This window comes from Methanobrevibacter sp., from assembly GCF_017431965.1.
In the GTDB taxonomy this organism is placed as follows: domain Archaea; phylum Methanobacteriota; class Methanobacteria; order Methanobacteriales; family Methanobacteriaceae; genus Methanocatella.
This window is the reverse complement of record NZ_JAFRKB010000030.1, coordinates 14,911-36,074: the sequence shown is the minus strand read 5'-3', so window position 1 is coordinate 36,074 and position 21,164 is coordinate 14,911. Positions and strand designations below refer to the sequence as shown.

At 34.0% G+C, this 21,164-nt stretch carries 26 protein-coding genes; 11 read left to right on the top strand and 15 right to left on the bottom strand.

Going from position 1 to position 21,164, the window contains the following annotated elements; all coding sequences use genetic code 11:
- Window positions 1-25 precede the first annotated feature (25 nt).
- The 7 genes from nrdD to IJI93_RS03595 all read left to right on the top strand — a co-directional run bounded on the left by nrdD (window position 26) and on the right by IJI93_RS03595 (window position 5,697).
- Window positions 26-2,344: an anaerobic ribonucleoside-triphosphate reductase gene (nrdD, locus tag IJI93_RS03625; protein ID WP_292820063.1), complete on the top strand. Its 2,319-nt coding sequence runs from the start codon at window positions 26-28 to the stop codon at window positions 2,342-2,344.
- 267 nt (window positions 2,345-2,611) lie between these two features.
- Complete coding sequence (locus tag IJI93_RS03620; protein WP_292820062.1) at window positions 2,612-2,902, top strand: 50S ribosomal protein L21e; 291 nt, start codon at window positions 2,612-2,614, stop codon at window positions 2,900-2,902.
- A gap of 5 nt (window positions 2,903-2,907) precedes the next feature.
- A complete protein-coding gene (locus tag IJI93_RS03615; protein WP_292820061.1) occupies window positions 2,908-3,255 on the top strand; it encodes an RNA polymerase Rpb4 family protein in 348 nt (115 codons plus the stop codon).
- A gap of 157 nt (window positions 3,256-3,412) precedes the next feature.
- Window positions 3,413-4,054 carry a DUF655 domain-containing protein gene (locus IJI93_RS03610; RefSeq protein WP_292820059.1) on the top strand — a complete coding sequence of 214 codons (642 nt, stop codon included), beginning with the start codon at window positions 3,413-3,415 and terminating at the stop codon, window positions 4,052-4,054.
- Between the two features lie 9 nt (window positions 4,055-4,063).
- On the top strand, window positions 4,064-4,936 hold the full coding sequence (rsmA, locus tag IJI93_RS03605) for a 16S rRNA (adenine(1518)-N(6)/adenine(1519)-N(6))-dimethyltransferase RsmA (RefSeq protein ID WP_292820057.1): 873 nt from the start codon (window positions 4,064-4,066) through the stop codon (window positions 4,934-4,936).
- A 5-nt stretch (window positions 4,937-4,941) separates the two neighbouring features.
- Window positions 4,942-5,526: a HemK2/MTQ2 family protein methyltransferase gene (locus tag IJI93_RS03600; RefSeq protein ID WP_292820055.1), complete on the top strand. Its 585-nt coding sequence runs from the start codon at window positions 4,942-4,944 to the stop codon at window positions 5,524-5,526.
- Window positions 5,527-5,538: 12 nt separating this feature from the next.
- On the top strand, window positions 5,539-5,697 hold the full coding sequence (locus IJI93_RS03595) for a hypothetical protein (protein ID WP_292820053.1): 159 nt from the start codon (window positions 5,539-5,541) through the stop codon (window positions 5,695-5,697).
- An 11-nt stretch (window positions 5,698-5,708) separates the two neighbouring features.
- Here IJI93_RS03595 and dapF read toward each other — a convergent pair whose 3' ends face one another.
- A complete protein-coding gene (dapF, locus tag IJI93_RS03590; RefSeq protein ID WP_292820052.1) occupies window positions 5,709-6,569 on the bottom strand; it encodes a diaminopimelate epimerase in 861 nt (286 codons plus the stop codon).
- 10 nt (window positions 6,570-6,579) lie between these two features.
- Window positions 6,580-7,863 carry a diaminopimelate decarboxylase gene (gene lysA / locus IJI93_RS03585; protein ID WP_292820050.1) on the bottom strand — a complete coding sequence of 428 codons (1,284 nt, stop codon included), beginning with the start codon at window positions 7,861-7,863 and terminating at the stop codon, window positions 6,580-6,582.
- A 132-nt stretch (window positions 7,864-7,995) separates the two neighbouring features.
- Here lysA and IJI93_RS03580 point away from each other — a divergent pair, with 132 nt between their 5' ends.
- A complete protein-coding gene (locus IJI93_RS03580) occupies window positions 7,996-8,400 on the top strand; it encodes an NUDIX domain-containing protein (RefSeq protein ID WP_292820048.1) in 405 nt (134 codons plus the stop codon).
- Here IJI93_RS03580 and IJI93_RS03575 read toward each other — a convergent pair.
- The 3 genes from IJI93_RS03575 to IJI93_RS03565 form a co-directional block, all read right to left on the bottom strand.
- Window positions 8,397-9,098 carry a hypothetical protein gene (locus IJI93_RS03575; protein WP_292820046.1) on the bottom strand — a complete coding sequence of 234 codons (702 nt, stop codon included), beginning with the start codon at window positions 9,096-9,098 and terminating at the stop codon, window positions 8,397-8,399. The two genes, IJI93_RS03580 and IJI93_RS03575, sit on opposite strands and share 4 nt — an antisense overlap.
- Window positions 9,099-9,127: 29 nt before the next feature.
- On the bottom strand, window positions 9,128-10,288 hold the full coding sequence (locus IJI93_RS03570) for an acetylornithine transaminase (RefSeq protein WP_292820044.1): 1,161 nt from the start codon (window positions 10,286-10,288) through the stop codon (window positions 9,128-9,130).
- A 148-nt stretch (window positions 10,289-10,436) separates the two neighbouring features.
- A complete protein-coding gene (locus IJI93_RS03565; RefSeq protein ID WP_292820042.1) occupies window positions 10,437-10,667 on the bottom strand; it encodes a hypothetical protein in 231 nt (76 codons plus the stop codon).
- Window positions 10,668-10,860: 193 nt separating this feature from the next.
- Here IJI93_RS03565 and IJI93_RS03560 point away from each other — a divergent pair, with 193 nt between their 5' ends.
- Window positions 10,861-11,292: a peptidylprolyl isomerase gene (locus tag IJI93_RS03560; protein ID WP_292820040.1), complete on the top strand. Its 432-nt coding sequence runs from the start codon at window positions 10,861-10,863 to the stop codon at window positions 11,290-11,292.
- A gap of 37 nt (window positions 11,293-11,329) precedes the next feature.
- Here IJI93_RS03560 and IJI93_RS03555 read toward each other — a convergent pair whose 3' ends face one another.
- The 8 genes from IJI93_RS03555 to IJI93_RS03520 all read right to left on the bottom strand — a co-directional run bounded on the left by IJI93_RS03555 (window position 11,330) and on the right by IJI93_RS03520 (window position 18,158).
- On the bottom strand, window positions 11,330-12,700 hold the full coding sequence (locus tag IJI93_RS03555; RefSeq protein ID WP_292820038.1) for an MFS transporter: 1,371 nt from the start codon (window positions 12,698-12,700) through the stop codon (window positions 11,330-11,332).
- Between the two features lie 30 nt (window positions 12,701-12,730).
- Window positions 12,731-13,084, bottom strand: coding sequence for a VOC family protein (locus IJI93_RS03550; protein WP_292820036.1), 354 nt, complete (start codon window positions 13,082-13,084; stop codon window positions 12,731-12,733).
- 29 nt (window positions 13,085-13,113) lie between these two features.
- Complete coding sequence (locus IJI93_RS03545; protein WP_292820035.1) at window positions 13,114-14,022, bottom strand: DNA glycosylase; 909 nt, start codon at window positions 14,020-14,022, stop codon at window positions 13,114-13,116.
- Window positions 14,019-14,843, bottom strand: coding sequence for an imidazole glycerol phosphate synthase subunit HisF (gene hisF, locus IJI93_RS03540; protein WP_292820080.1), 825 nt, complete (start codon window positions 14,841-14,843; stop codon window positions 14,019-14,021). Before hisF ends, IJI93_RS03545 begins: the two co-directional genes overlap by 4 nt.
- A gap of 50 nt (window positions 14,844-14,893) precedes the next feature.
- The gene (locus IJI93_RS03535; protein ID WP_292820033.1) at window positions 14,894-15,055 is read right to left on the bottom strand and encodes a preprotein translocase subunit Sec61beta; all 162 of its coding nucleotides are present in this window, start codon (window positions 15,053-15,055) and stop codon (window positions 14,894-14,896) included.
- A gap of 70 nt (window positions 15,056-15,125) precedes the next feature.
- Window positions 15,126-15,593, bottom strand: coding sequence for a cyclic pyranopterin monophosphate synthase MoaC (gene moaC, locus IJI93_RS03530; protein WP_292820031.1), 468 nt, complete (start codon window positions 15,591-15,593; stop codon window positions 15,126-15,128).
- 5 nt (window positions 15,594-15,598) lie between these two features.
- Window positions 15,599-16,807, bottom strand: a complete 1,209-nt coding sequence (locus IJI93_RS03525; protein WP_292820029.1) for a tRNA pseudouridine(54/55) synthase Pus10 — start codon at window positions 16,805-16,807, stop codon at window positions 15,599-15,601.
- A gap of 1 nt (window position 16,808) precedes the next feature.
- A complete protein-coding gene (locus IJI93_RS03520; protein ID WP_292820027.1) occupies window positions 16,809-18,158 on the bottom strand; it encodes a signal recognition particle protein Srp54 in 1,350 nt (449 codons plus the stop codon).
- A 106-nt stretch (window positions 18,159-18,264) separates the two neighbouring features.
- Between IJI93_RS03520 and hpt the strand changes: the two genes are divergently transcribed.
- Both hpt and dph2 read left to right on the top strand, forming a co-directional pair.
- On the top strand, window positions 18,265-18,834 hold the full coding sequence (gene hpt / locus IJI93_RS03515) for a hypoxanthine/guanine phosphoribosyltransferase (protein WP_292820025.1): 570 nt from the start codon (window positions 18,265-18,267) through the stop codon (window positions 18,832-18,834).
- A 1-nt stretch (window position 18,835) separates the two neighbouring features.
- Entirely contained in the window at window positions 18,836-19,843 is a 1,008-nt protein-coding gene (gene dph2, locus IJI93_RS03510; RefSeq protein ID WP_292820024.1) for a diphthamide biosynthesis enzyme Dph2, read from the top strand.
- Here dph2 and IJI93_RS03505 read toward each other — a convergent pair whose 3' ends face one another.
- Together IJI93_RS03505 and IJI93_RS03500 are read right to left on the bottom strand one after the other, a co-directional pair.
- Window positions 19,844-20,551, bottom strand: coding sequence for a hypothetical protein (locus tag IJI93_RS03505; protein WP_292820023.1), 708 nt, complete (start codon window positions 20,549-20,551; stop codon window positions 19,844-19,846).
- Between the two features lie 96 nt (window positions 20,552-20,647).
- Window positions 20,648-20,974 carry a hypothetical protein gene (locus IJI93_RS03500; protein WP_292820022.1) on the bottom strand — a complete coding sequence of 109 codons (327 nt, stop codon included), beginning with the start codon at window positions 20,972-20,974 and terminating at the stop codon, window positions 20,648-20,650.
- Window positions 20,975-21,164: the final 190 nt, after the last annotated feature.

Below are 21,164 nucleotides of genomic sequence, written 5' to 3'. Positions count from 1 at the left end.
GACTATATAATTAAGGTGAATAATAATGGAAAGAAGTTCAGAAATCGGAAATAACTTAAATGAATCCGTTAAAATAAACGTAGAGAAAAATAACGGGATCAAAGAAAGGTTCAGTTATGAAAAATTAGTAAAGTCTTTAGTAATGGTTGAAACACCATTCTTTGAATCTGATAAGATTGTGGCAACTGTTGTATCCCAATTATACGATGGAATTACAACAAAAGAAATCAAAAAAATAGTTTATGAATGTTTAGAAGACATCGATAGTGAAATTGCAAACAAATATTTAGCAAGCACTCAATTAAAAGTACGTACTTCAAGAGACACTATCGAATCATTCGACTTATCCAAAATTGCTAACACATTAATTGAAGAAACCGGTGCTAGCCAAGAAACTGCTTTTGAAATTGCTACTGAGACTTGGAAAGAACTCAAAAAATTAAATGTCGAATATTTAACCGCTCCAATGATCAGGGAAATGGTTAACACAAAATTAATTGAATATGGTTTAGAAGATTTAAGAAGCCGTTATACTCGTTTAGGTATTCCTGTATACAACATCACCTCATTAATTGAAAATGGAAACAGGGATAACGCAAACATGATTCACAACCCTGAAAGTATTCACAAACATGTAGCAGACGAAGCTTTAAAACAATATGCACTTTTAAAAATGCTTCCGGCACACTTGGCAGATGCACACATGGCCGGTGACATTCACATTCACGATTTAGAATTCTTCGCAGGCAGACCTTTAAACTGTATGCAACATGATATAAGAACTTTCATCAAATATGGCCTTAAGGTAGACGGTACCGGTGACCACACCTCAATTGCAGGTGCGCCAAACCACATGGAAACCTTAATGAACCACACTGGTGAAATTATGCTTGCAGCACAACAAAACATGTCCGGTGGACAAGGCATGTCCCTCTGGAACGTATTTGTAGCACCATTTGCAAGAGGAAGAACTTACGATGAAATCAAGCAATCCGTTCAAATGCTTGTCTATAACTTGAACATGGCATACGCTGCAAGAGGCTCACAAGTTCCATTTACAAGTATGGCATTGGAATTTGGTGTTCCAGACTTCTTGAAAGATGAAACCGCATACGGACCAAAAGGTAAAGTGGTTGGAACCTACGCTGATTTTGAAGAAGAAACTAGATTAATCCAAAGAGCATTTACCGAAACATTACTCGAAGGAGACAATGAAGGTAAACCTCACTTATTCCCAAATACTATTTACACATTACGTAAAGAAACTATGACCAGCGAATATGAAGATGATATCCGCTTAGTTCACGAATTATCTGCAAAATATGGTTCATCTTACTTTGTAAACATGTTCCCTAAATACAGAGGAAAAATGGCAAACTATATGGGTTGCAGAACTTGTTTACAAGATACCTGGACTGGTGACTGGGATCAAGACTGTTTAAGAACAGGTAACTTAGCTTACGTAACCTTAAACTTCCCAAGAATCGGATACCAATCCAAAGATGAAAACCAAGTATTTGAATACTTGGACGAATACATGGATTTAGCTGTTGAAACTTTAATGCTTAGAAGAGAACAAGGATTAAAATGTTTAAATGATTTCCACATTTTACCATTCTTAAAACAAAAAGTAGCTGAAGAATCATACTACAGAATCCAAAATTCAACTTTATCCTTCGGTTTCGTCGGACTTAACGAAATGTTATTATCCCTATTCGGTGAAGGAATTGAAAATTCTGATGCTAACAAATTCGGTGTAAAATGTCTCGAATATGTTAACCAAAGAGCTGACGAATTGAAAAATGAAACTGGACTCAGATGGAGTGTTTTACAAACTCCTGCAGAATCTACTGCATACAGATTTGCAACACTTGATAAAAAACAATTTGGCGATCAAGCTATTGTGCAAGGTGAAGGAAATGCAAACTACTACACCAACTCTTCACATGTGCCAGTAGATACAGGTGCATCCTTAATTGAAAAAATCAAAATTGAAGAACAATATCACAGTTTAACTCCTGGTGGACACATCTTCCATGCATTCATGGGAGAATCTTACTCAGACCCAGATTCATTAATGAGTTTAACTAACAAAATTGCTAAAAAATCCGATATCGGATTCTGGGCTTACAGTTCTGCTTTAAGTTTCTGTCTTAAATGTAAAACCTTGATGAAAGGTTTAAACAACACTTGCCCTACTTGCGGTGAAAGTGAAGATGTAGAATGGTATGACAGAATTACCGGTTACGTGCAACAAGTAGGACGTGCAAAATCCGCTTCCGGCGGATGGAACCCAGGTAAACGTCAAGAATTAATTGACAGAAGAAGATTTGAAGATAACTAAATTTTAGTTATCTTTATCCACCTTATTTTTTACACCACAACCCTAAACCATAATTTTAAAATATATACTAAAATTTTTAAAAATCACCTAAAAACTAAAAGTATATTAATACCATCAAACTAAAATTATAATATTATCATATCACTGATGATAATTTATTATTTTCACATTCTATGTTACTAGTATTTATGGGCTTTTTAATACTAGGTAGCTGATAACATAGATTAATTATATACCCAGTGCAGAACTGATTAAGAGGTTATTTAAATGCAAAGATCAAGAGGATTAAAAAGTAGATCAAGAAAAAAAATGACTAAAGTACAAAGGCCAGGTAGAACTAATCCAATTACAAACAGACTCCAAAAATTTGAAGAAGGAGACTTAGTTCACATTACCATTAACCCAAGTATTCAAAAAGGACAACCAGCTCCTAGATTCCATGGAAAAACTGGTAAAATTACTGGTCAAAAAGGAAAAGCTTACATCGTATCTTTAAAAGATGGAAACAAACCTAAAGAATTGATTGTTAGACCAGACCACTTAAAATTACAAAACTGATTTTTATGATCGGAAAAGAAATAATTGAAAACGAACCAATACCAAGTGCAAAAGTAAAACAAATTCTTGATGAGTTTTCTGAAGAACATGAATTAAACTATGAACAAAATCTAACTTTAAACCATCTTTCAAGATTTAAAAAATACTCTGTGGAAGATACTGAAGAAATCATGGAAAAACTCCAAGAAGCATTCCCTAACTTAAGGGCTAGAGTGCTGGTTCATATTGTAGATTTAGTTCCACAGGATTTAGCAGATTTAAGATTAATATTTGCTAAAGAACCTTACCAACCAAGCAAAGAAGAAATGGAACAAATTTTAGAAATTTTAGAACCATACGATATTCTCGAATAGTTCTAAAACTATTCTCTTTTTTTTATTTATTTTACAAATTTTTTAAAATTATTAGCTATTTTTAGATATGTTTATTACATTTGAAAAATAAAGTTTAACAGTAAGGTTATCTTTAGTCAATTAGACAAAAGAAAAAAAACAATAGTGAAGTGATAAAATGGATACTAAAAACAAAAAAGATAAAGCTCCAACAGTAAAAAAGGAAGAATATGCTGTTGTACTTGACTATTTAAGTCGTGGATATGTTAAATCAGACATGTCCAAATTTGGTGGAAAAGCTATTGCTCAAGCTATTGGTACAGAACAATTCACTTTACTAGAATTAGCTCCTAAAAATGGAGTGGATTTAGAGATTCAAGATACTGTATATATCGGAAAAGGAAAGAGAGATAAGATATATAGGGTTCTTGGCAGATTAGATTATGAAAACTTAACAGCAACTAGTAGAATTGAATTAGAATATGCAATTCGAGATATTGTTGAACAGCAAGAAGACAAATTTGTTGAATTCTTTAATACTGCTGAAGCATTAAGTACAAGACTTCATAAATTAGAGTTAATTCCGGGAATTGGTAAAAAATACATGTGGGAAATTATTGAAGCAAGGGAAGAAAAACCTTTTGAAAGCTTTGAAGATATTTCAAAAAGACTTCCAACACTTGCAGATCCTGCAGGAATGATTGTAAAAAGAGTACAGCTAGAATTAGATACTACTAATCCTAAAAGAGGCAAAAACAAATACAATCTTTTTACACAACCTCCTAGATCTCAAAGGAGACAACAAAGAAAACCAAGATAAAGTGATAAATTGACTAGTGATACCTCCCAATCCTTATCTAAAACAACCAAAAGTATTTTAAAGCAACATGGGATTACATTAAACAAAAATCTTGGTCAGAATTATTTAATTGATAAGAATAAACGAGACCAAATTGTTCGATTTGGAAACATTGATAAAAAGGATACTGTTTTGGAGATAGGGGCTGGAATAGGTACACTGACAATTGAACTTGCTAAAAAATCTAAAAAAGTAATAGCCATTGAGCAAGATGAAAATATCTATAAGATATTAGCCAAACGACTTAAAGACGAAAAAATCGATAATGTAGAACTAATTAATGATGATGCATTAAGTGTTGATTTTCCAAAATTCAATAAAATCATTTCAAATCTACCTTATCAAATCTCATCACCAATCACCTTTAAATTTTTAGACTATGATTTTGACCTGGCAATTCTAATGTATCAAAAGGAATTTGCCGATAGAATGAATGGTGAAGTCGGAAGCAAGAATTATTCCCGGCTTTCAGCAATGCTATACTTCAAATGCAATGTAGAAAAATTAACCGATGTTAGCGCTGAAAGCTTTATACCAAAACCGAAAATTGACTCCACTGTTGTTAAATTAACGCCGAAAGAAAATAAAATTTCGGATAACGACTTTAAAATCTATTCAAATTTTACAAAAGCACTTTTCCAACATAGAAATAAAAAAATTAGAAATGCTTTGATTGATTCAAGACATATTATAAGCAATATTGATAAAAAAGTTTTAAAACAGAGATTGAATGAGATTGAATCAGAAGAGATTAATGAATATTTATCTGAAAGGGTGGTTACATTAACTCCCGAGGAAATATTAGAATTATCAAGAGAATTAAATCCTATTTTTAATGAGTAGATACTATGCCTGATTTTATAATAAATACAGATGATAACGTTTACATTCCGGCTGAAGATAGCTATTTACTTGCAGATAATTTATTGATTGAAGAAAATCAAAGTGTTTTAGAGATTGGAACCGGATCCGGAATTGTTGCAATGTATGCTTCAAAATTAACGGATAAGATTACAGTGACTGATATAAATTTTGATGCATGCCAGCTTGCAGAGAAAAATTTCAAGGAAAACGGCATCGAAAATATTGAAATATTGTTTGGAAATTTATTTGAACCCGTGGAAAATAGAAAGTTTGATGTAATTTTATTTAATACTCCATATCTGCCAACTGAAGATGGGGAAGTTTTAGAAGACACAATAAATTATGCGTTTGATGGTGGATTAAATGGAAGGAAAGTTATTGATCTTTTTTTAAATGAAGTGAAAAATCATTTAAATGATGGTGGAATTGTGCAGATGATACAGTCTTCACTTTCAGGCAATGAAGAAACTTTGCAAAAGTTAGATGAGTTGGGTTTTATTGCAGAAATAGCTGATAGTGAACACTTCTTTTTTGAAGACATAACATTAATTAATGCTTATAAAATATGATTAGGTGATACTATGGAACAATGGAAAACATCAATACTTATTGGAGTTGCCCTTATAATACTGGCAGCAATATTTGCTCTACTAAGAAACGAATTTAATATTTGGATAATATTGATAATCATACTTGCTGTACTTGATATTATAGCAGGATTATACAGAATGAATAAATAAATAAGGGAGAATTATAATTCTCCATCAAAAACGAGAGTTGCAGGACCTTCCATGAAGGCTCCTAACTTATCTTCTTTTTCATAAACATTGAATTTTAAGTCTCCACCAGGCAAGTGAAGCAAAACATCACTATCAAACAAACCTAGTTTGAAACCTGAAATTGCAGTGGAAGTAGCTCCGGTTCCGCATGCAAGAGTTACGCCAGCACCACGCTCCCAAGTAATCATTTTTCCTTCATTTTTAGAAATAACTTCTACAAAATGTACATTGATTTTTTCGGGAAATACTTCATGGGCTTCAATAGCAGGACCATATTTGTTAATGTCAACTTCATCAACATTGGCGACAAATATAATCGCATGAGGGTTTCCGACGCTGATTGCGGTTACATTGAATGTAGTATCCAAAACATTAAGTTCGCCGTCGAGGAATTCATCTTTATCAGAAGTCATTGGAATTTCAGGTGTTTTGAATGTAGATAAACCCATATCCACTTTAAACAACACTGGCTCATCATTTTCCAAGGTAATTTCAATTGTTTTGATTCCAGCTCTGGTTTCAACAGTCATTTTTTCCTGTTTTAAAATACCTTTTCTGTAAACGAAATCTCCAAAGCATCTGATACCATTTCCACACATTTCAGCTTCGCTTCCATCAGGGTTAAACATTCTATACCCAATATCAGCTACATCAGAAGGTTCGACAAATAATACTCCATCTCCACCTACGCCAAAATTCCTGTGGCACAATATTCTGCATGCTTCAGGTTTATCCGCTTCAGGAATAACTTCCCCTTTACTTTCATCAATTATAGGAAAGTCATTGCCTATTCCATGCATTTTTGAAAATTTTAATCCTTTTAAATCAACCATAATAATCAACTTATTCCAAATGTGGTGGTATGCTTTGTTTTGCATATAAGTCTTCAAAGCTTTCTCTTTCACGTACTAATGAACATTTACCATCAGTTACCAATACTTCTGAAGCTAATGGCCTTGAATTGTAATTTGAAGACATAGTAAATCCATATGCTCCAGCATTTAATATTCCTAAGACATCTCCCTCTTCCACATCAGGCATTGGCCTGTCACGTGCAAACAAGTCTCCGGATTCACATACGTTACCTGCAATGTCAACTTCCTGAGTGTTTTGAGCATCCATTTTGCTTGCATCAACAATGTGGTGATATGAATCATACATTGCAGGTCTGAGAAGGGTGTGGAAACCTGCATCTACACCAATGAATTTTCTATAGCTTTGTTTTACGCTGTTTACGGTTACAAGAAGTACACTTGCATCACCAACCAGGTATCTTCCAGGCTCCAAATACATTGTAGGTGAACCCATGTCATATTGCTCTAATTTTTCTTTAAATAATCCAATGTTGACTTCAGCAAATTTATCCAAATCAACAATGTTTTCTTCTGGAGTGTATGGAATTCCCACACCTCCACCAAAATCAACAAATTCAAAGTCAATGCCTACTTCTTCATGAACTTTACCTGCAATGTCCATTGTTGATTCAATAGCTAATTTGAATGGTTCTGGGTCTAAAATTCCAGATCCTATGTGGGAGTGCATACCAATTGGATTGAATCCTAATTCTTTAGCTAATGCATAAACATCACTGGCTTCTGAATCCATTATACCGAATTTACTCATTACTCCACCAGTAATACAGTGGTCGTGGTGTCCTGCACCAACCATAGGGTTTACCCTAAATGAAATTTTTAATCCTTCAGGATCAACTATTTTTGCCAATCTTTTTAAGGCTGAAACTGAATCTATGTTTAAAACAGCCCCTTCATCATGCACAAATTTCAATTCATCATTGGTAATGTTATTGCCTGTAAACAATATTCTGTCTCCTGAAAATCCAAGCATTTTGGAAATATGGACTTCTCCTGGAGAAACTGCATCAATACAACATCCTTCACTTTCTAAAATTTTCATTACAGCAAGATTGGTATTAGCTTTACATGCATAGAATACTTTAAAATCAGAATAATATTTAGTAAAAGCTGAATAAAATCTATTATAATTATCTCTAATCCTATTTTCATCAATTACATAGGTTGGAGTTCCGAATTCTTCTGCAATATCAATTGCATCTGCACCACCAATATCCAAGTGGTTTTTATCGTTTACTTTAATATTCAAATCCATGATTAAAACTCCTAAAAAAAGTTACATTATGTTTTTACATATTAATTTTATAATATTTATAACTTATTAAGGAAAATGATTTTCCGTTGAAATTAATTACTATTAAAAAATAATATAGTAATAGGTGATAGAATGGATATGCCATATGGCCTTACAGTAAGAGGCATTATCAAAAACGAAAATGATGAAATTTTAATAGTTAAAAGACACCCAAAATCAAGAACTGACCCTGAAATGTGGGAACTGCCGGGCGGAAAAGTGGAAAAAGGTGAATTTTTCACTGATGCCCTTGTTCGTGAAATCAAAGAAGAAACTAACTTGAATGTTAAAGTAGGTGACTTCTGTGAAGCTATTCAAAATGATTACATGCACAAAAGAACCGTGCAAATAATGATGTATCTTACTGACATCACCGGAGAAGTGAAAATAAGCGATGAACATACCGACTGGATGTGGGCCAGTTTAGAAAGGATAAAAAGTTTAGAGCTTTCGACATCACTAAAAAAAGTATTAAAAAAAAGAAAAGGAGAGCTTTAATCGACCACAATATGGTCTGAAATGTGCAATCGGTCTCTTCTGCAATTTGGACATGTTGAATTCTGGTCTAGATAATATATCTCTTCACCGCAATCGGGACATATATCATAATCACTGCGGATAAATATGGTTAAATCATTTGTGTGATCTTCAAGAATCTCTTTTATTTGTGAATCGTTCAGATTTGCATTATTTTCTGTAATAACAAACTTATTAATTTGTTTTTTGCAGTTTGAACAGTAATATCCATGATAAATTCCCGCGAATTTGAAGTCTTTGCCTTTAGAAAAGTCATAGTCATCTTCACCAATATGGAATTCACCATCAACATCTAATGCAAAGGAATAATCTGCTTTTGAAGGTAGTTCTGCACCGCATTTTAAGCATTTTTGAAATACATCATCAAATTGGATAATTTTTGAATTCTCGTTGTATTGTTCCAGTATGTGGATGATCTTTTCATCATCCAAATCAGAAGATTTTTTATAAATAATGAATTTGTTAATGAACTTTTTACATTCATAACAATAATAATTGGTAAAAAATCCCTTAACCGGAGCATTAGAACTTTCAGATGATGCGGACATCACTAAAGGTTTAACTATGACTTGCTCATTTTCATCAATCCAAAATATTTGGTCTACTGAAGTATAACTGAATCCACATGTATGACATAGGTATTCCACTTTCCTTGCCATGATTAAACCGCCAAATTTTAAATTAAAAACTATAAAATTTCATTTAAAGCTTTAACAAATACATCAATGTCCTCTTTAGTAATTATTAATGGAGGAACAAATCTTAAGACGTTTCCAGAAGTGCAGTTTATTAAAAATCCTGCTTCTCTTAATTTGTCCACATATTCCGCTCCAGGTTTGGTTAATTCCAAACCGACCATTAAACCTTTACCTCTTACATCAGCGATGATTTCCTTATCCAGTTTTTTCAATTCTGAGATGAAGTATTCACCGACCTCCTTAACATTATCCAGGATTTTTTCTTCTTCAAATGCATCCAAAACAGCATTTGCTGCAGCACAGACTAAAGGTCCGCCGCCGAAAGTGGTTCCATGATCACCTGGTACAAATGCACCGGCTACCTTTTCTGTTGCAAGAATTCCGCCCATTGGAACTCCTCCACCAATTCCCTTAGCCATTGTCATGATGTCCGGCTTTACGCCAAACTGTTCATAGGCAAAGAGTGTTCCGCATCTTCCAAATCCTGTTTGAACCTCATCAACAATGAACACTATATCATTTTCATGACAGAGCTCCTCAATTTGTTTGAGATAATCCATATCCGGAACATTCACTCCACCTTCACCCTGAATAGGTTCTACAATAATGGCAGCAGTATTTTCTGTTATTGCTTCCTTAATTGCGTCAATATTGTTATATTCAACATTAATGAAACCTTCTGGCATTACTGCTTTAAATGGTTCATGATACTCCTCATGACCTGTTGCGGCAAGAGTCATGATGGTTCTTCCGTGGAATGAATCGACAGTGGAAATCACTTCACTTTTTCCAGTATATTTAACGGCCAATTTAATGGCCCCTTCATTAGCTTCAGCACCGCTGTTTGCATAAAATATTCTGTCAAAGTCTGTCAAGTCAACTAATTTTTTAGCATAAATTAAGGCTGGTTCGTTGTAATAGATGCTTGAAATGTGAATAAGCTTTTCTGCTTGTTCTTGAATAGCCTTTACAAGTTTTGGGTGATTGTGGCCTAATGCATTTACAGCTATTCCAGCAAACATGTCTAAATATTCATTTCTATCAATATCTGTAACTTTTACACCTTCACCGTGATCTAAAACGATTGGTTGTCTTGTAAAAGTGTTAATAAAGTAATCATCTTCAATCTTAATCAATTCTTGAGTTTTCATATAAAAACCTCCACAAACTATTTAATCATAAAATATATTGGATTTCATATATAATAAATACTTCTACGAGTTATTAAGTATTAAAAAATAGTTAACCATGAATAAATAAAAAAAAGAAAAAAATTAAATAAAATACGGATTGTGAATTCTATTCACCATTTACTGCCTTGACTTGTTTGTAAGTTGCATACATTGAATAAATCCAAACAATGAAAACAACCAATCCAAAGATTTGGCTTACAGTATACATTAATATATAACCTATTACAGCCAAAACAGCTAAAATAATACCTTTTTTGATATCTTCAGCATATATCAATCCTAATCCGGACCATATGAACGAAAGAATCAATGCAATAATCAGATTTTTCTTAGCCATGATTAACCTCCTTGATTTAATATACATAAACCATATTATTTAAAAATTGACATGAATGAGGTGTTTTTAAAAATTTCTAAAATAAAATTCCTTTTTCAATATTTATTTTTACAATCAAATTCAATATAAACTACTAAAAATATATTAAATACCTTTAATAATAAATTAAACAATAAAATAATTAGGTGATAAAATGAAAGTCGCAACTATCGAAACTGATAAAGGGGACATTGTACTTGAATTGTTCCCAAATGAAGCACCTGGAACTGTAGCTAACTTTGAAAAGTTGGCTGGTGAAGGTTTCTATGACGGATTAACTTTCCACAGAGTAATTCCAAACTTTGTAATTCAAGGTGGATGCCCTTATGGAAACGGAACCGGTGGACCAGGTTACACCATCAAATGTGAAACCGAAGGAAACCCACACAAACACGGCACTGGTGCATTATCTATGGCACATGCAGGTAAAGACACTGGTGGAAGCCAATTCTTTATTACCCACTCACCACAACCACACTTAGACGGAGTACACACCGTATTTGGTCAAGTCATTGAAGGCCAGGATGTTGTAGATGCAATCCGTCCTGGTGACAAAATGAATAAAGTCACCGTTGAAGAAAGATAATCATTATCTTTCAATTTCTTTTTTTATAAAAAAATGTCTAAACTTCATTTTGAGATTTAATTCCGACAAATGAAGCAAATACAGAAGCTATACACAACACTACACAAATAATACATGTTATTTGGCAGCTGCTTATTAAAAGAGGATAATACTGCTCGACAATCGGCACATTGCCCATCACAAATGCAAATACCAATGTTAATATTCCCAAGCTCATCGCCTGACCGACAGTCCGCATTGTTGCTACGGCCGCGGACGCGACGGATGTGTCTTTTGGCGGAACTGAACTCATTATGACATTTGTATTTGGCGGTGAAAACAATCCGAATCCAATACCGTAAATTACCATAGCAATTATTAAAAATCCGAGGGATGTCGCTTCATTTAAAAATGAGAATAAGATTAATGAAACTGTTCCAAGCCCCATTCCAATAGCTGCTAAAATCTGTGGAACATATTTATCAGACAGCCTTCCAGCAATTGGAGCAAGCACAACTTGACATACTGGTGCTGCAAGCAAAATTATCCCTGCTGTTTGTGAATCGAACCCCTTGATATATTGCAAATGATAATTTAGTATTGTGGTTACAGCAAAAGTGGCCAAATATGCACATAATGACGCGAAATTGGCTGATAGGAATTTACGGTTTTTAAAGAATCTAACATCAAATACAGGATGGGTTTCTTTTAATTCTATAAATCCAAATATTATCAAAAATATAATACCTAAAACAGTCAATATTACTCCCAATGTCTCATTCAGTATTGTAAACCCATATATGAACAACACCATTCCGATTCCATAGCAAAGTGAACCCTTCACATCAAGCGGAACGCCTTCAAAAGTAATCCATTCCTCATCTACTTTAGTCAAAAGCAATGCCAGTATGACAAGTAAAAACGGGACGCCAAATAGAACCACAGATCTCCATCCCAACTGATAATTCAAAATACCTCCAAGAACCGGGGCTAGAGACAGTGCAATATAAACCCCAGTAATGGTTATTCCTAATGCTTTGCCTCGTTCTTCCGGCGCGAATGCTGATACCACCATTGCCATGGATGTGACATTAAAAAATGCTAGAGAAATACCCAATATCAACCGGCATAGCAGAAATTGCTCGGAAGATGTGACCAGCACATTAGCAATAGAAATTAAAATAAATAATATAACGCTTATGATTGTAACTTTTTTAAGACCATATTTTCCGGAAATCTGGCCGGCAGGAACGGACAAGACTGCTACAACCAATAAAAAGATGATAATTGCCCAATTTTGAACAATATTGCTCATGTGAAACTCAGCAGCAATCGTTGGAATGACAACCATGACTGAATTAACCGCAAAAACAGCAAAAAAAGACAATACTGTACAAATCAGAAGTATTAAATTTTTCTTTTCCATCATTTGTATATATTAATTCGATGCCATAAATGATTATCTATTTGTATGCTGTACCAATACAATATTGATTCCATTAGGATCAACCACTCTGGCCATATAACCAACTTGTGTTTCAACTGGATTTAAGGCTATATTAGCTCCCTTCTCTTTCAATTTCCGGATTTCTTCATTAATATCTTCAACATCCATTCCAACTGAGTATAATCCAGTTTCAAACGCATCACTTTGAATTAATTCCAAACCTGCAAATCCCTCACCATCCAAAAGGGTGATTTTACCACCAGGCACATCAAATTCTTCATCAAAAGTGAAATCCAAAGTTTCAGTGTAAAATTTAACACTCTCTTCCATATCATTGACAATCATTGTAGCGTATCTGATTTTCATGAAAAATAGTTTATTTTTTATTTAATATATTATTTTTTCAGTTTATCCATCAATCCGGACATGCGCGCATAATGGAACATATACAATTGAACATAGCCCGCATAGTCTCCAAACTCTTCCATTCCGAAATCACGAACTTTAGAAACACTAATGTCTTTTCCATCAAAATACAAATAGGAAATAATGCGTTTTATCCAAACATCGCTTGGAAAAGCTTCTTTGAAATTAAATCCATAAAGCAATATGCAATCGGCCACCTTCGGTCCGACACCAGGAACCTTTAAAATAGTTTCAAAAGCTTCATCATAATCCATTTCTGGAATGTCAGATAGGTTTATTTCATCTGTAAAAATTTCGCAAGCTTTTTTCATATAAGGTGCCCTATAGCCAACACCGCAAGATTTCAAATTATTGCCGCAGGGATTTTCACTAAACAATGATTCTTCCTCATCATCTTCATATAAATCTTGAATTACGGATTTATCAGGAAATGTGTAATAGGCATCAAAATGATTGTCGCCCCATTTTTCCCTAATATCTGCGATTGATTTTGTCCATCTTTTAATGGAATTGTTTGCAGAACAGATTGAAGAAATGACACATTCAAATGGGTTTGCCGCTAAAAATAACCTCAAGCCATTGCAAAATTCGGACATGTCCTTGAGTTCTTCGCGGTTTGACAAATATTTATAAAACTTACTTAAATCAAAATCCATGTCATAAATATAATTTAACGTGGAAATAGCCTCTTTTTCAGTAATATCTCCAGTGAAACTAAAATCTAAGCAATCTTGAGATTGTCTAACATTAAAAAGAGTCGGTTTTCCTCCAACTAAAACAACATCACTAAAACAATCCCCGACCTGCTTCCAAGGGGGTTGTGAAGTTTGACCGGACAACTGTGTCAATTCTAGATTGATTGGTGAATTAATAATCATAAACGGACAGCCACATTATTTTTTTGTAGATATTCTTTAACGGTGGGAATGGAATATTGGTTAAAATGAAAAATACTGGCTGCAAGAGCCGCTGAGACATCAGTCTTTTCAAACACTTCCAAAATATGTTTTGGCTCTCCAACACCGCCACTGGCTATTACCGGAATGTCAACGGCATCATTAATGGTCTTATTAAGCTCGATATCATAACCTGCTTGGGTTCCGTCACCATCCATACTGGTTAAAAGAATCTCACCGGCACCCAAATCCTGACATTTGACTGCCCATTGAATTGCATCAATACCTGTAAACTCGCGTCCACCGTAAATGCTTGTATCAAACCAGCAATATCCTTTATCAGTTTCAATGACTGTTTTATCCGGTGCATCATCAGGATGTGAAACATATCTTCTTTTTGCATCAATTCCAATTACAACTGCCTGTGATCCCACAACTTTAGAAGCTTCTGTCAAAAGTTCCGGGTTTTTAATGGCTGCAGTATTTGTTGAACATTTATCCGCTCCGGCTTTAAGCATTTTAATATAATCATCAACTTTTCTTATTCCTCCACCAACACAAATCGGCATGAAAACATTTTCTGTTAGCCTGTCAATTACGTCTGCCATGGTTGCTCTTCTTTCATGTGATGCAGTGATGTCTAAAACAACGACTTCATCTGCTCCCTCTTCATAATAGCGAGTTGCCAAATCGACTGGATTGCCGGCATATTTAATCTCTTTAAATTCGACACCTTTTACAACTCTGCCTTCTGGAACTTGTAAATCACAATCTAAGCAAGGAATAATTCTTTTAGTTAACATAATATCCATAAATAAAAAAAGTAGTATTGTTTTTGAAAAAAACAATAATTTTAAGCAGAAAATCTTAAAACAAAACAAAATATTGCTAAAATGACAGTAGCAACAACAATGTGTTCAGGGGAAAGTTTTGGGCCTAAACTTTCTTCATCAAAATATCTTACTAAACCTGCACCTGTCTGAGGCATAGAAATTTTATCATTCTTTTTTGCCATAATAATCTCCCATTAATTTAATTAATTTAAAAATATCATTATAAATTATTTTTCTCATAGTATATAAATGTTAAATTTTCTCTTTTTTAATTACTTTAATATCGCTTATTCTTGTATCTGGATATTGTCCGTTCTCATCTTTTTCAACAGCCTTTACCATATCCCATACAGTAAGTAAAGCAACACTAACACCAGTAATAGCTTCCATTTCAACGCCAGTTTTACCCAAGGTATTAACCGCACAAGTAGCTATAATTTCTGTCTCTTTAACATCAAAATCAAGTTCAATTCCAGTTAAAGCCAAAGGATGGCAAAGTGGAATAATTGAAGATGTATTTTTAACAGCTTGAATTCCTGCAATTTGAGCGGTTGTTAAAACGTTTCCTTTCTTGATTTCTTCATTTTGAATCAAATCTATGGTATTTTTATCTAAAAATATTTTTCCACTAGCAATTGCTCTTCTTTTTTGGTCCGGTTTTGCACCTACTTCAACCATATGCACACCGCTATCTGTTAAATGTGTAAACTCATCAGCCATATTATCTACTTCTCACTCACTTCAATTACATCTAATTGGGCGCATTTAGCATTTACCCCCAAAATTTCACTAACGTTTGGATGGCTTCTGCCGTCATCGCCGGAAATTAATTCCTTAATGTACAATCCACCTTCAGTTTTGATTGTCATGGAAAATGTTTTATCATCAATAATCTCATAGGACAAATCCAAAACGTTTTTAACACGAATCATATCTGCACGTCGTCTTAAAACCCTTAAAGGTGTTTGTTGGTGAATTTCACCTAAATTCAATAAATCTTTTAGTTTATCCTTATCATAATCATCCTCACATTCCACCAATGCATTATAAACCTTATAAGCATCAGGTGAAGACTGTTTTATAATAGCTTTTCGCTTTCTCTCACAAACCTGTAAATTATGATAGGAAGTTTTACCTTCATTAATTTTATTAATTTTATCTTCCAAATCCTTTAAATCAAGTTTTCTGATTTTTGGTTCTTTAATCTCTAAAACAAATTGTCTTCCAGAACCTAACATCAATACGTCAATATCTTCACGGCCGGCACCATGGAATTTAGCTTCCCTACCTTTGGTTGCTTTTAAAAAATGCTCGGAAATTAGCTCTTCAACAGATTCGGGGTATTGCTTTCCTGTAAAGTTACACTCTTCACAGCCTCTGCCTTTGCATTTTGTGCAAGGCCATTTGGTTTGAGGTATTCCGCGCTTCAGCTTATTGTATTTTCCTTCAATATATAATGGATTGATTTGTATTTTGACTTTGGGATCATTGATTAAATCAATGCTGAAAACTATGTCCTGGCTTTCAAACTCCGCTTCCTTATCATAAATTTCCCAAATTCCAAGACCTATTAAGCGATTGACTTCCTTTTTTATGGTTTCAACACCTAAATTGAACTTTTCAGACAGTTCCTCATCTCTTTTTTGGATATCCTTACTGATTTTTGAGCCAACCAAAAATGTGTCAAATTCAATTCCCAACTGATTGATCTTATCGTCGATTTTTTTATATAAGTCATCATCGAGTTTGTCGAATAAGTTATCGCAGATAACGCAATCCACATCATCCAAATCTGTATTTAACTCCTGCGCTACCTTGTCTGCACGTTCGATATTGTTTGATCCGTCAATTGTTTTAGATAGCTTACGGCCAAGACAATGCTTGCAGATTTTTCCATCAGTTTCATCCAAAATTTGTTTTGCTAGTTCAAACATGTTATCTGTTCATGAATTGGCCCATCATACGGTTCATAGCACCGCCGCCTAAACGGCCACCACGTTTTCCAAGTCCTTTCATTGTCTTTTTAGTGTTGTTATAATATTTTAGAAGCTCTTTTACTTCACTTTCTTCAACACCTGACCCTCTGGCAATCCTCTGAATGCGTGACTGTTTAATGATTTTAGGGTTTAGCATTTCCTCTTCGGTCATTGAAGACATCATGATTTTATAAGTTTCAATTTTATCCTCTGTCATCTTAGAGGCTTCTTTTGAAATCTTATTGCCCATGCCAGGAATCATGTTTAGGACCTGCTGCATCGGACCCATCTTATTCATCATTTCAAACTGGTTTTTCATATCAACTAATGTGAATTTACCAGTCAGCATATTATTCATGGTTTTTTCTGCAATGTCCTCATCGATGTTTTCTTCAGCCTTTTCTATAAGGGATTTTATATCTCCCATACCGAGCAATCTTGAAATAAACCTTTCAGGGTCGAACAGTTCAAAGTCATCGATTCTCTCACCGGTACCGATGAATTTAATTGGAGCGCCAGTCTCTGCAACAGCGGACATCGCACCCCCACCTTTAGCTGAACCGTCCAATTTTGTAATAATGATTGAACCTATGTCGGTTGCTTGTGAAAATGCCCTTGCCTGCTCACCGGCTTGTTGGCCTATAGTACCATCAATTACTAAAATAGCTTCAGTCGGATTGATGATATTGTCTAACTCATCCATCTCGGCAATCAAATCTTCTTCATTCTTGTGCCTACCTGCGGTATCGAAAATAATAACTTTCCTATTTTTAAATTCCTGCAAACCTTTTTCGGCCAAATCAAGAGCATCCTTATTGTTAGGATCCCCATACAGTGGAACATCCATTTCTTCTGTGAGTTGCCTCAATTGCTCATACGCTGCAGGCCTCCATGTGTCTGTACAAACAACTGCTGGATTGAAACCTTTTTTCTGCAAATATCTGCATAGCTTTCCGATAGTGGTTGTTTTACCACTACCCTGCAGACCTAAAAATAAAATCTTATAAGGTTTTTCATTAATGTCCAAACCTGCTGCTTCACTACCTAAAAGATTTACCATTTCCTCATAGATAATTGTTATAACATGTTCTCTTGGAGTGATACCCTTAGGAGGTTCCTCTTCAAGAGCCCTGGTTTCAATTTTTTTTGATAAATCTAAAACTAATTTAATATTAACGTCAGATTGAATTAAAGCACGTTGTATATCCTTTACAACTTCTTTTATTGTCTTTTTATCAATAACAGACATTCCTACTAATTTTTTCATCGTATTAGTAAGATTTTCTCCTAAACTTCCGAGCATTGCCATTGTAATCACTTCGATTAATAAGTATGTAAGAAAAATTATTTAATTATTTAAGTATATATTTATATTTAATTAAAGTTTAAAGTTTTTATAATTTTTGTGTGAGACTATGTTAGAAGAAGTAAAAAAATCATTAGAAGCATCCCCAATTGTGAAAAAAGGTGATTACAATTACTTTGTAAATCCTATCAGTGATGGTGTTCCTGCAATGGACCCTAAAATGCTACGTGAACTCTCATTAGCAGTTCATAAACATGCTGACTTAGATGTTGATAAAATAGTGGCTGTTGAAGCTATGGGAATACATCTGGCTACTGCATTATCTCTTGCAACAGATATACCGTTTGTTGTAATCCGTAAAAGACAATATGGCCTTGAAGGAGAACAGGAAGTTTATCAAAAAACCGGATATGGCTCATCTAACCTATATATAAACGATTTGCATGCCGGCGAAAAAATTTTGCTCATTGATGACGTTGTAAGTACCGGCGGAACATTAATAGCATTAATTGAAACTTTAAAGGATTTGGGCTTAGAAATCAAATCTACAGTAGCTGTCATTGAAAAAGGTACCGGAAAGGAATTTGTAGAAAAAGAAACCGGCATGAAAGTATTATCAATAATCAAACTGGATGTCATTGACGGGAAAGTTGTAATTGAAAAAACTATTGAAGATTAAAATGTCACTGTATGATATGGATTTGGATAAGGTAATCCGTAAGATAAATTCCAAAAATGCACAGACCGTAGGGCTTCAGTTTCCAGAAGGATTGAAGATGCAGGCGGTTAAAATTGCCCGTGCTATAGAAAATGAAACAGAAGCCACCGTGATTATTTCAGGAGATCCTTGTTTTGGGGCCTGTGATGTTAGCGACTATAAGATGAAAGGTTCTGTTGATTTGATTGTTCATTATGGACATACCCCACTTCCATTAAAGTACGAAGTGCCCACAATTTTCATTGAAGCCTTTTCAAAAATCGATGTTAAAAAAGACTTAAAGAAATGTTTGGAAGAACTTAAAAGTTATTCTAGAATAGGATTGGTAACTACAACACAACATTTGCATCTTTTAAATGAAATAAAAGACTACCTGGAAGATAACGGTAAAGAAGTGGTTCTCGGTTCTTCTAAATCAACCAGAAAAGGGCAAGTTTTAGGATGCAATTTTTCATCCATTAAAAACCTGGATGTTGAAATATTCTTATTTATAGGCAGCGGAAATTTTCATCCTTTAGGAATCAACTTGTTTTCAAATACGCCCGTTTTGGCCCTGGATCCTTACAATAATGAAATTAGAAGGATGGATGAATATGCAGATAGAATCTTAAGAATTAGATTCGCAAGGATAACAAAGGCAAGAAGCGCTAAAAAATGGGGAATACTGGTGTCTTCTAAAGAAGGGCAATACAGAATGAATCTTGCAAAGGAAACCAAAAAAATTCTTGAAGAACATGGAATGGAAGCATATATAATCCTTGTAGATAACGTGAATCCCGATGTACTATTGCCCTATTTGGAGTTGGAAGCCTTTGTTGTGAGTGCTTGTCCTAGAATTGCTATTGATGACTCCCAAATGTATAAAAAACCTTTATTGACTCCACAAGAATTAGAGATTGTATTGAACAAGCGGGAATGGGAAAATTATCAATTAGACGAAATATTATTCCATGAGCGATACAGGCAATAGTTATTTTAATCTTTTGATAAGTCTCGGAAGTCTGGATGATAAGAAATTATATCTCTTATTTATTTCACCATATTTTTCATTTAAAGATTCGTATCTGCTAGTTAAATCATTATGTGCACTGTTTAAAGAAGCATATCTGCTATTTAAATCATCATACTCTTTATTTAAGGACTCATATTTATTATTTAAAGAATAATATTTGCTGCTTAACTCCTCATACTTCTCATTTAAGGAATCATGTTTCTCATTAAGAAGAACCTTTTCAATGAACAATTTTGAATCTTCAATCTCCTCATTCCATATCATGAAATTTTTATTTGAAATCCCATCAATGATATTTTGGCAATAAATCTTGTCAACAGGCCCATGACCAATATTTTTCCCCTCAATGACAATTTTTATTTTATTTTCCTGGCCTGTAAATGGGAATTCACTTAACTTTTCAAAAAAATCCAAATATTGTAATTTGACATCGGTTTTAGAAGAAAAATCCAATAACAACACCAATTTTGGAACATATTTCTCTTTTTTCATCATTTCCAAAACGTCTATGCGGTATCCATAGCGTTCAATGATTTCATCATCATCCAAATCGTTGAAAACATATCTTTTCAGCCGGTCCCAATAAAGCCATCTGCTCAATTCGAATTGGGGAATTTCGGCTAAAGCAGTAGAATCCTTCATCATGGTTGCAAGCTGAATAGACATAAATCCGCCCATTGAACTGCCATAAAAAAGAATATTCTCGCTGGAAACGGAAATTTTCCTGGCAATAATTGCAAGGATATCCTTGATTTTTTCCAGCTAATAATTGTCTTCATCGCCAACGCCCCAACCTCCAAGAAGCTCAGGATGCAGATAAAGTGTAGGGTCATTATAACAAATATAAGATTCATTATATTCCCAGGACCACCTATTGAAATAAGGCTTTCCGACAATTTTCTTATTTTTAGGAATAGCTGCACTGCTTAAAACAATTAATCTGTCGCTATCAGGTTTAATATTAATTAGAAATTCATATTTTACATTTTTGTGATGAATGCACAATCCAAATTGTTTACCAATAGGCATCTCGAAATACATTAATTCATTGCAGTCCATCTCAAAAATATCATCTACAAGATTTTCCATTAATATCCCCTATTGACTATTGTTTTTGAATAGGTCAACTATTTCATGTCCCAGTTTTTTTGTAATGTGTAGTATTACTGTAATTCTAAAATTAACTTTATAGTTATAATAATTTATTTTCATTAAAATAAATAAAAATTTTGAAAAAAGTAATCAGCCGATTTTTCAAAGACATTTCTAGATAAAAAAA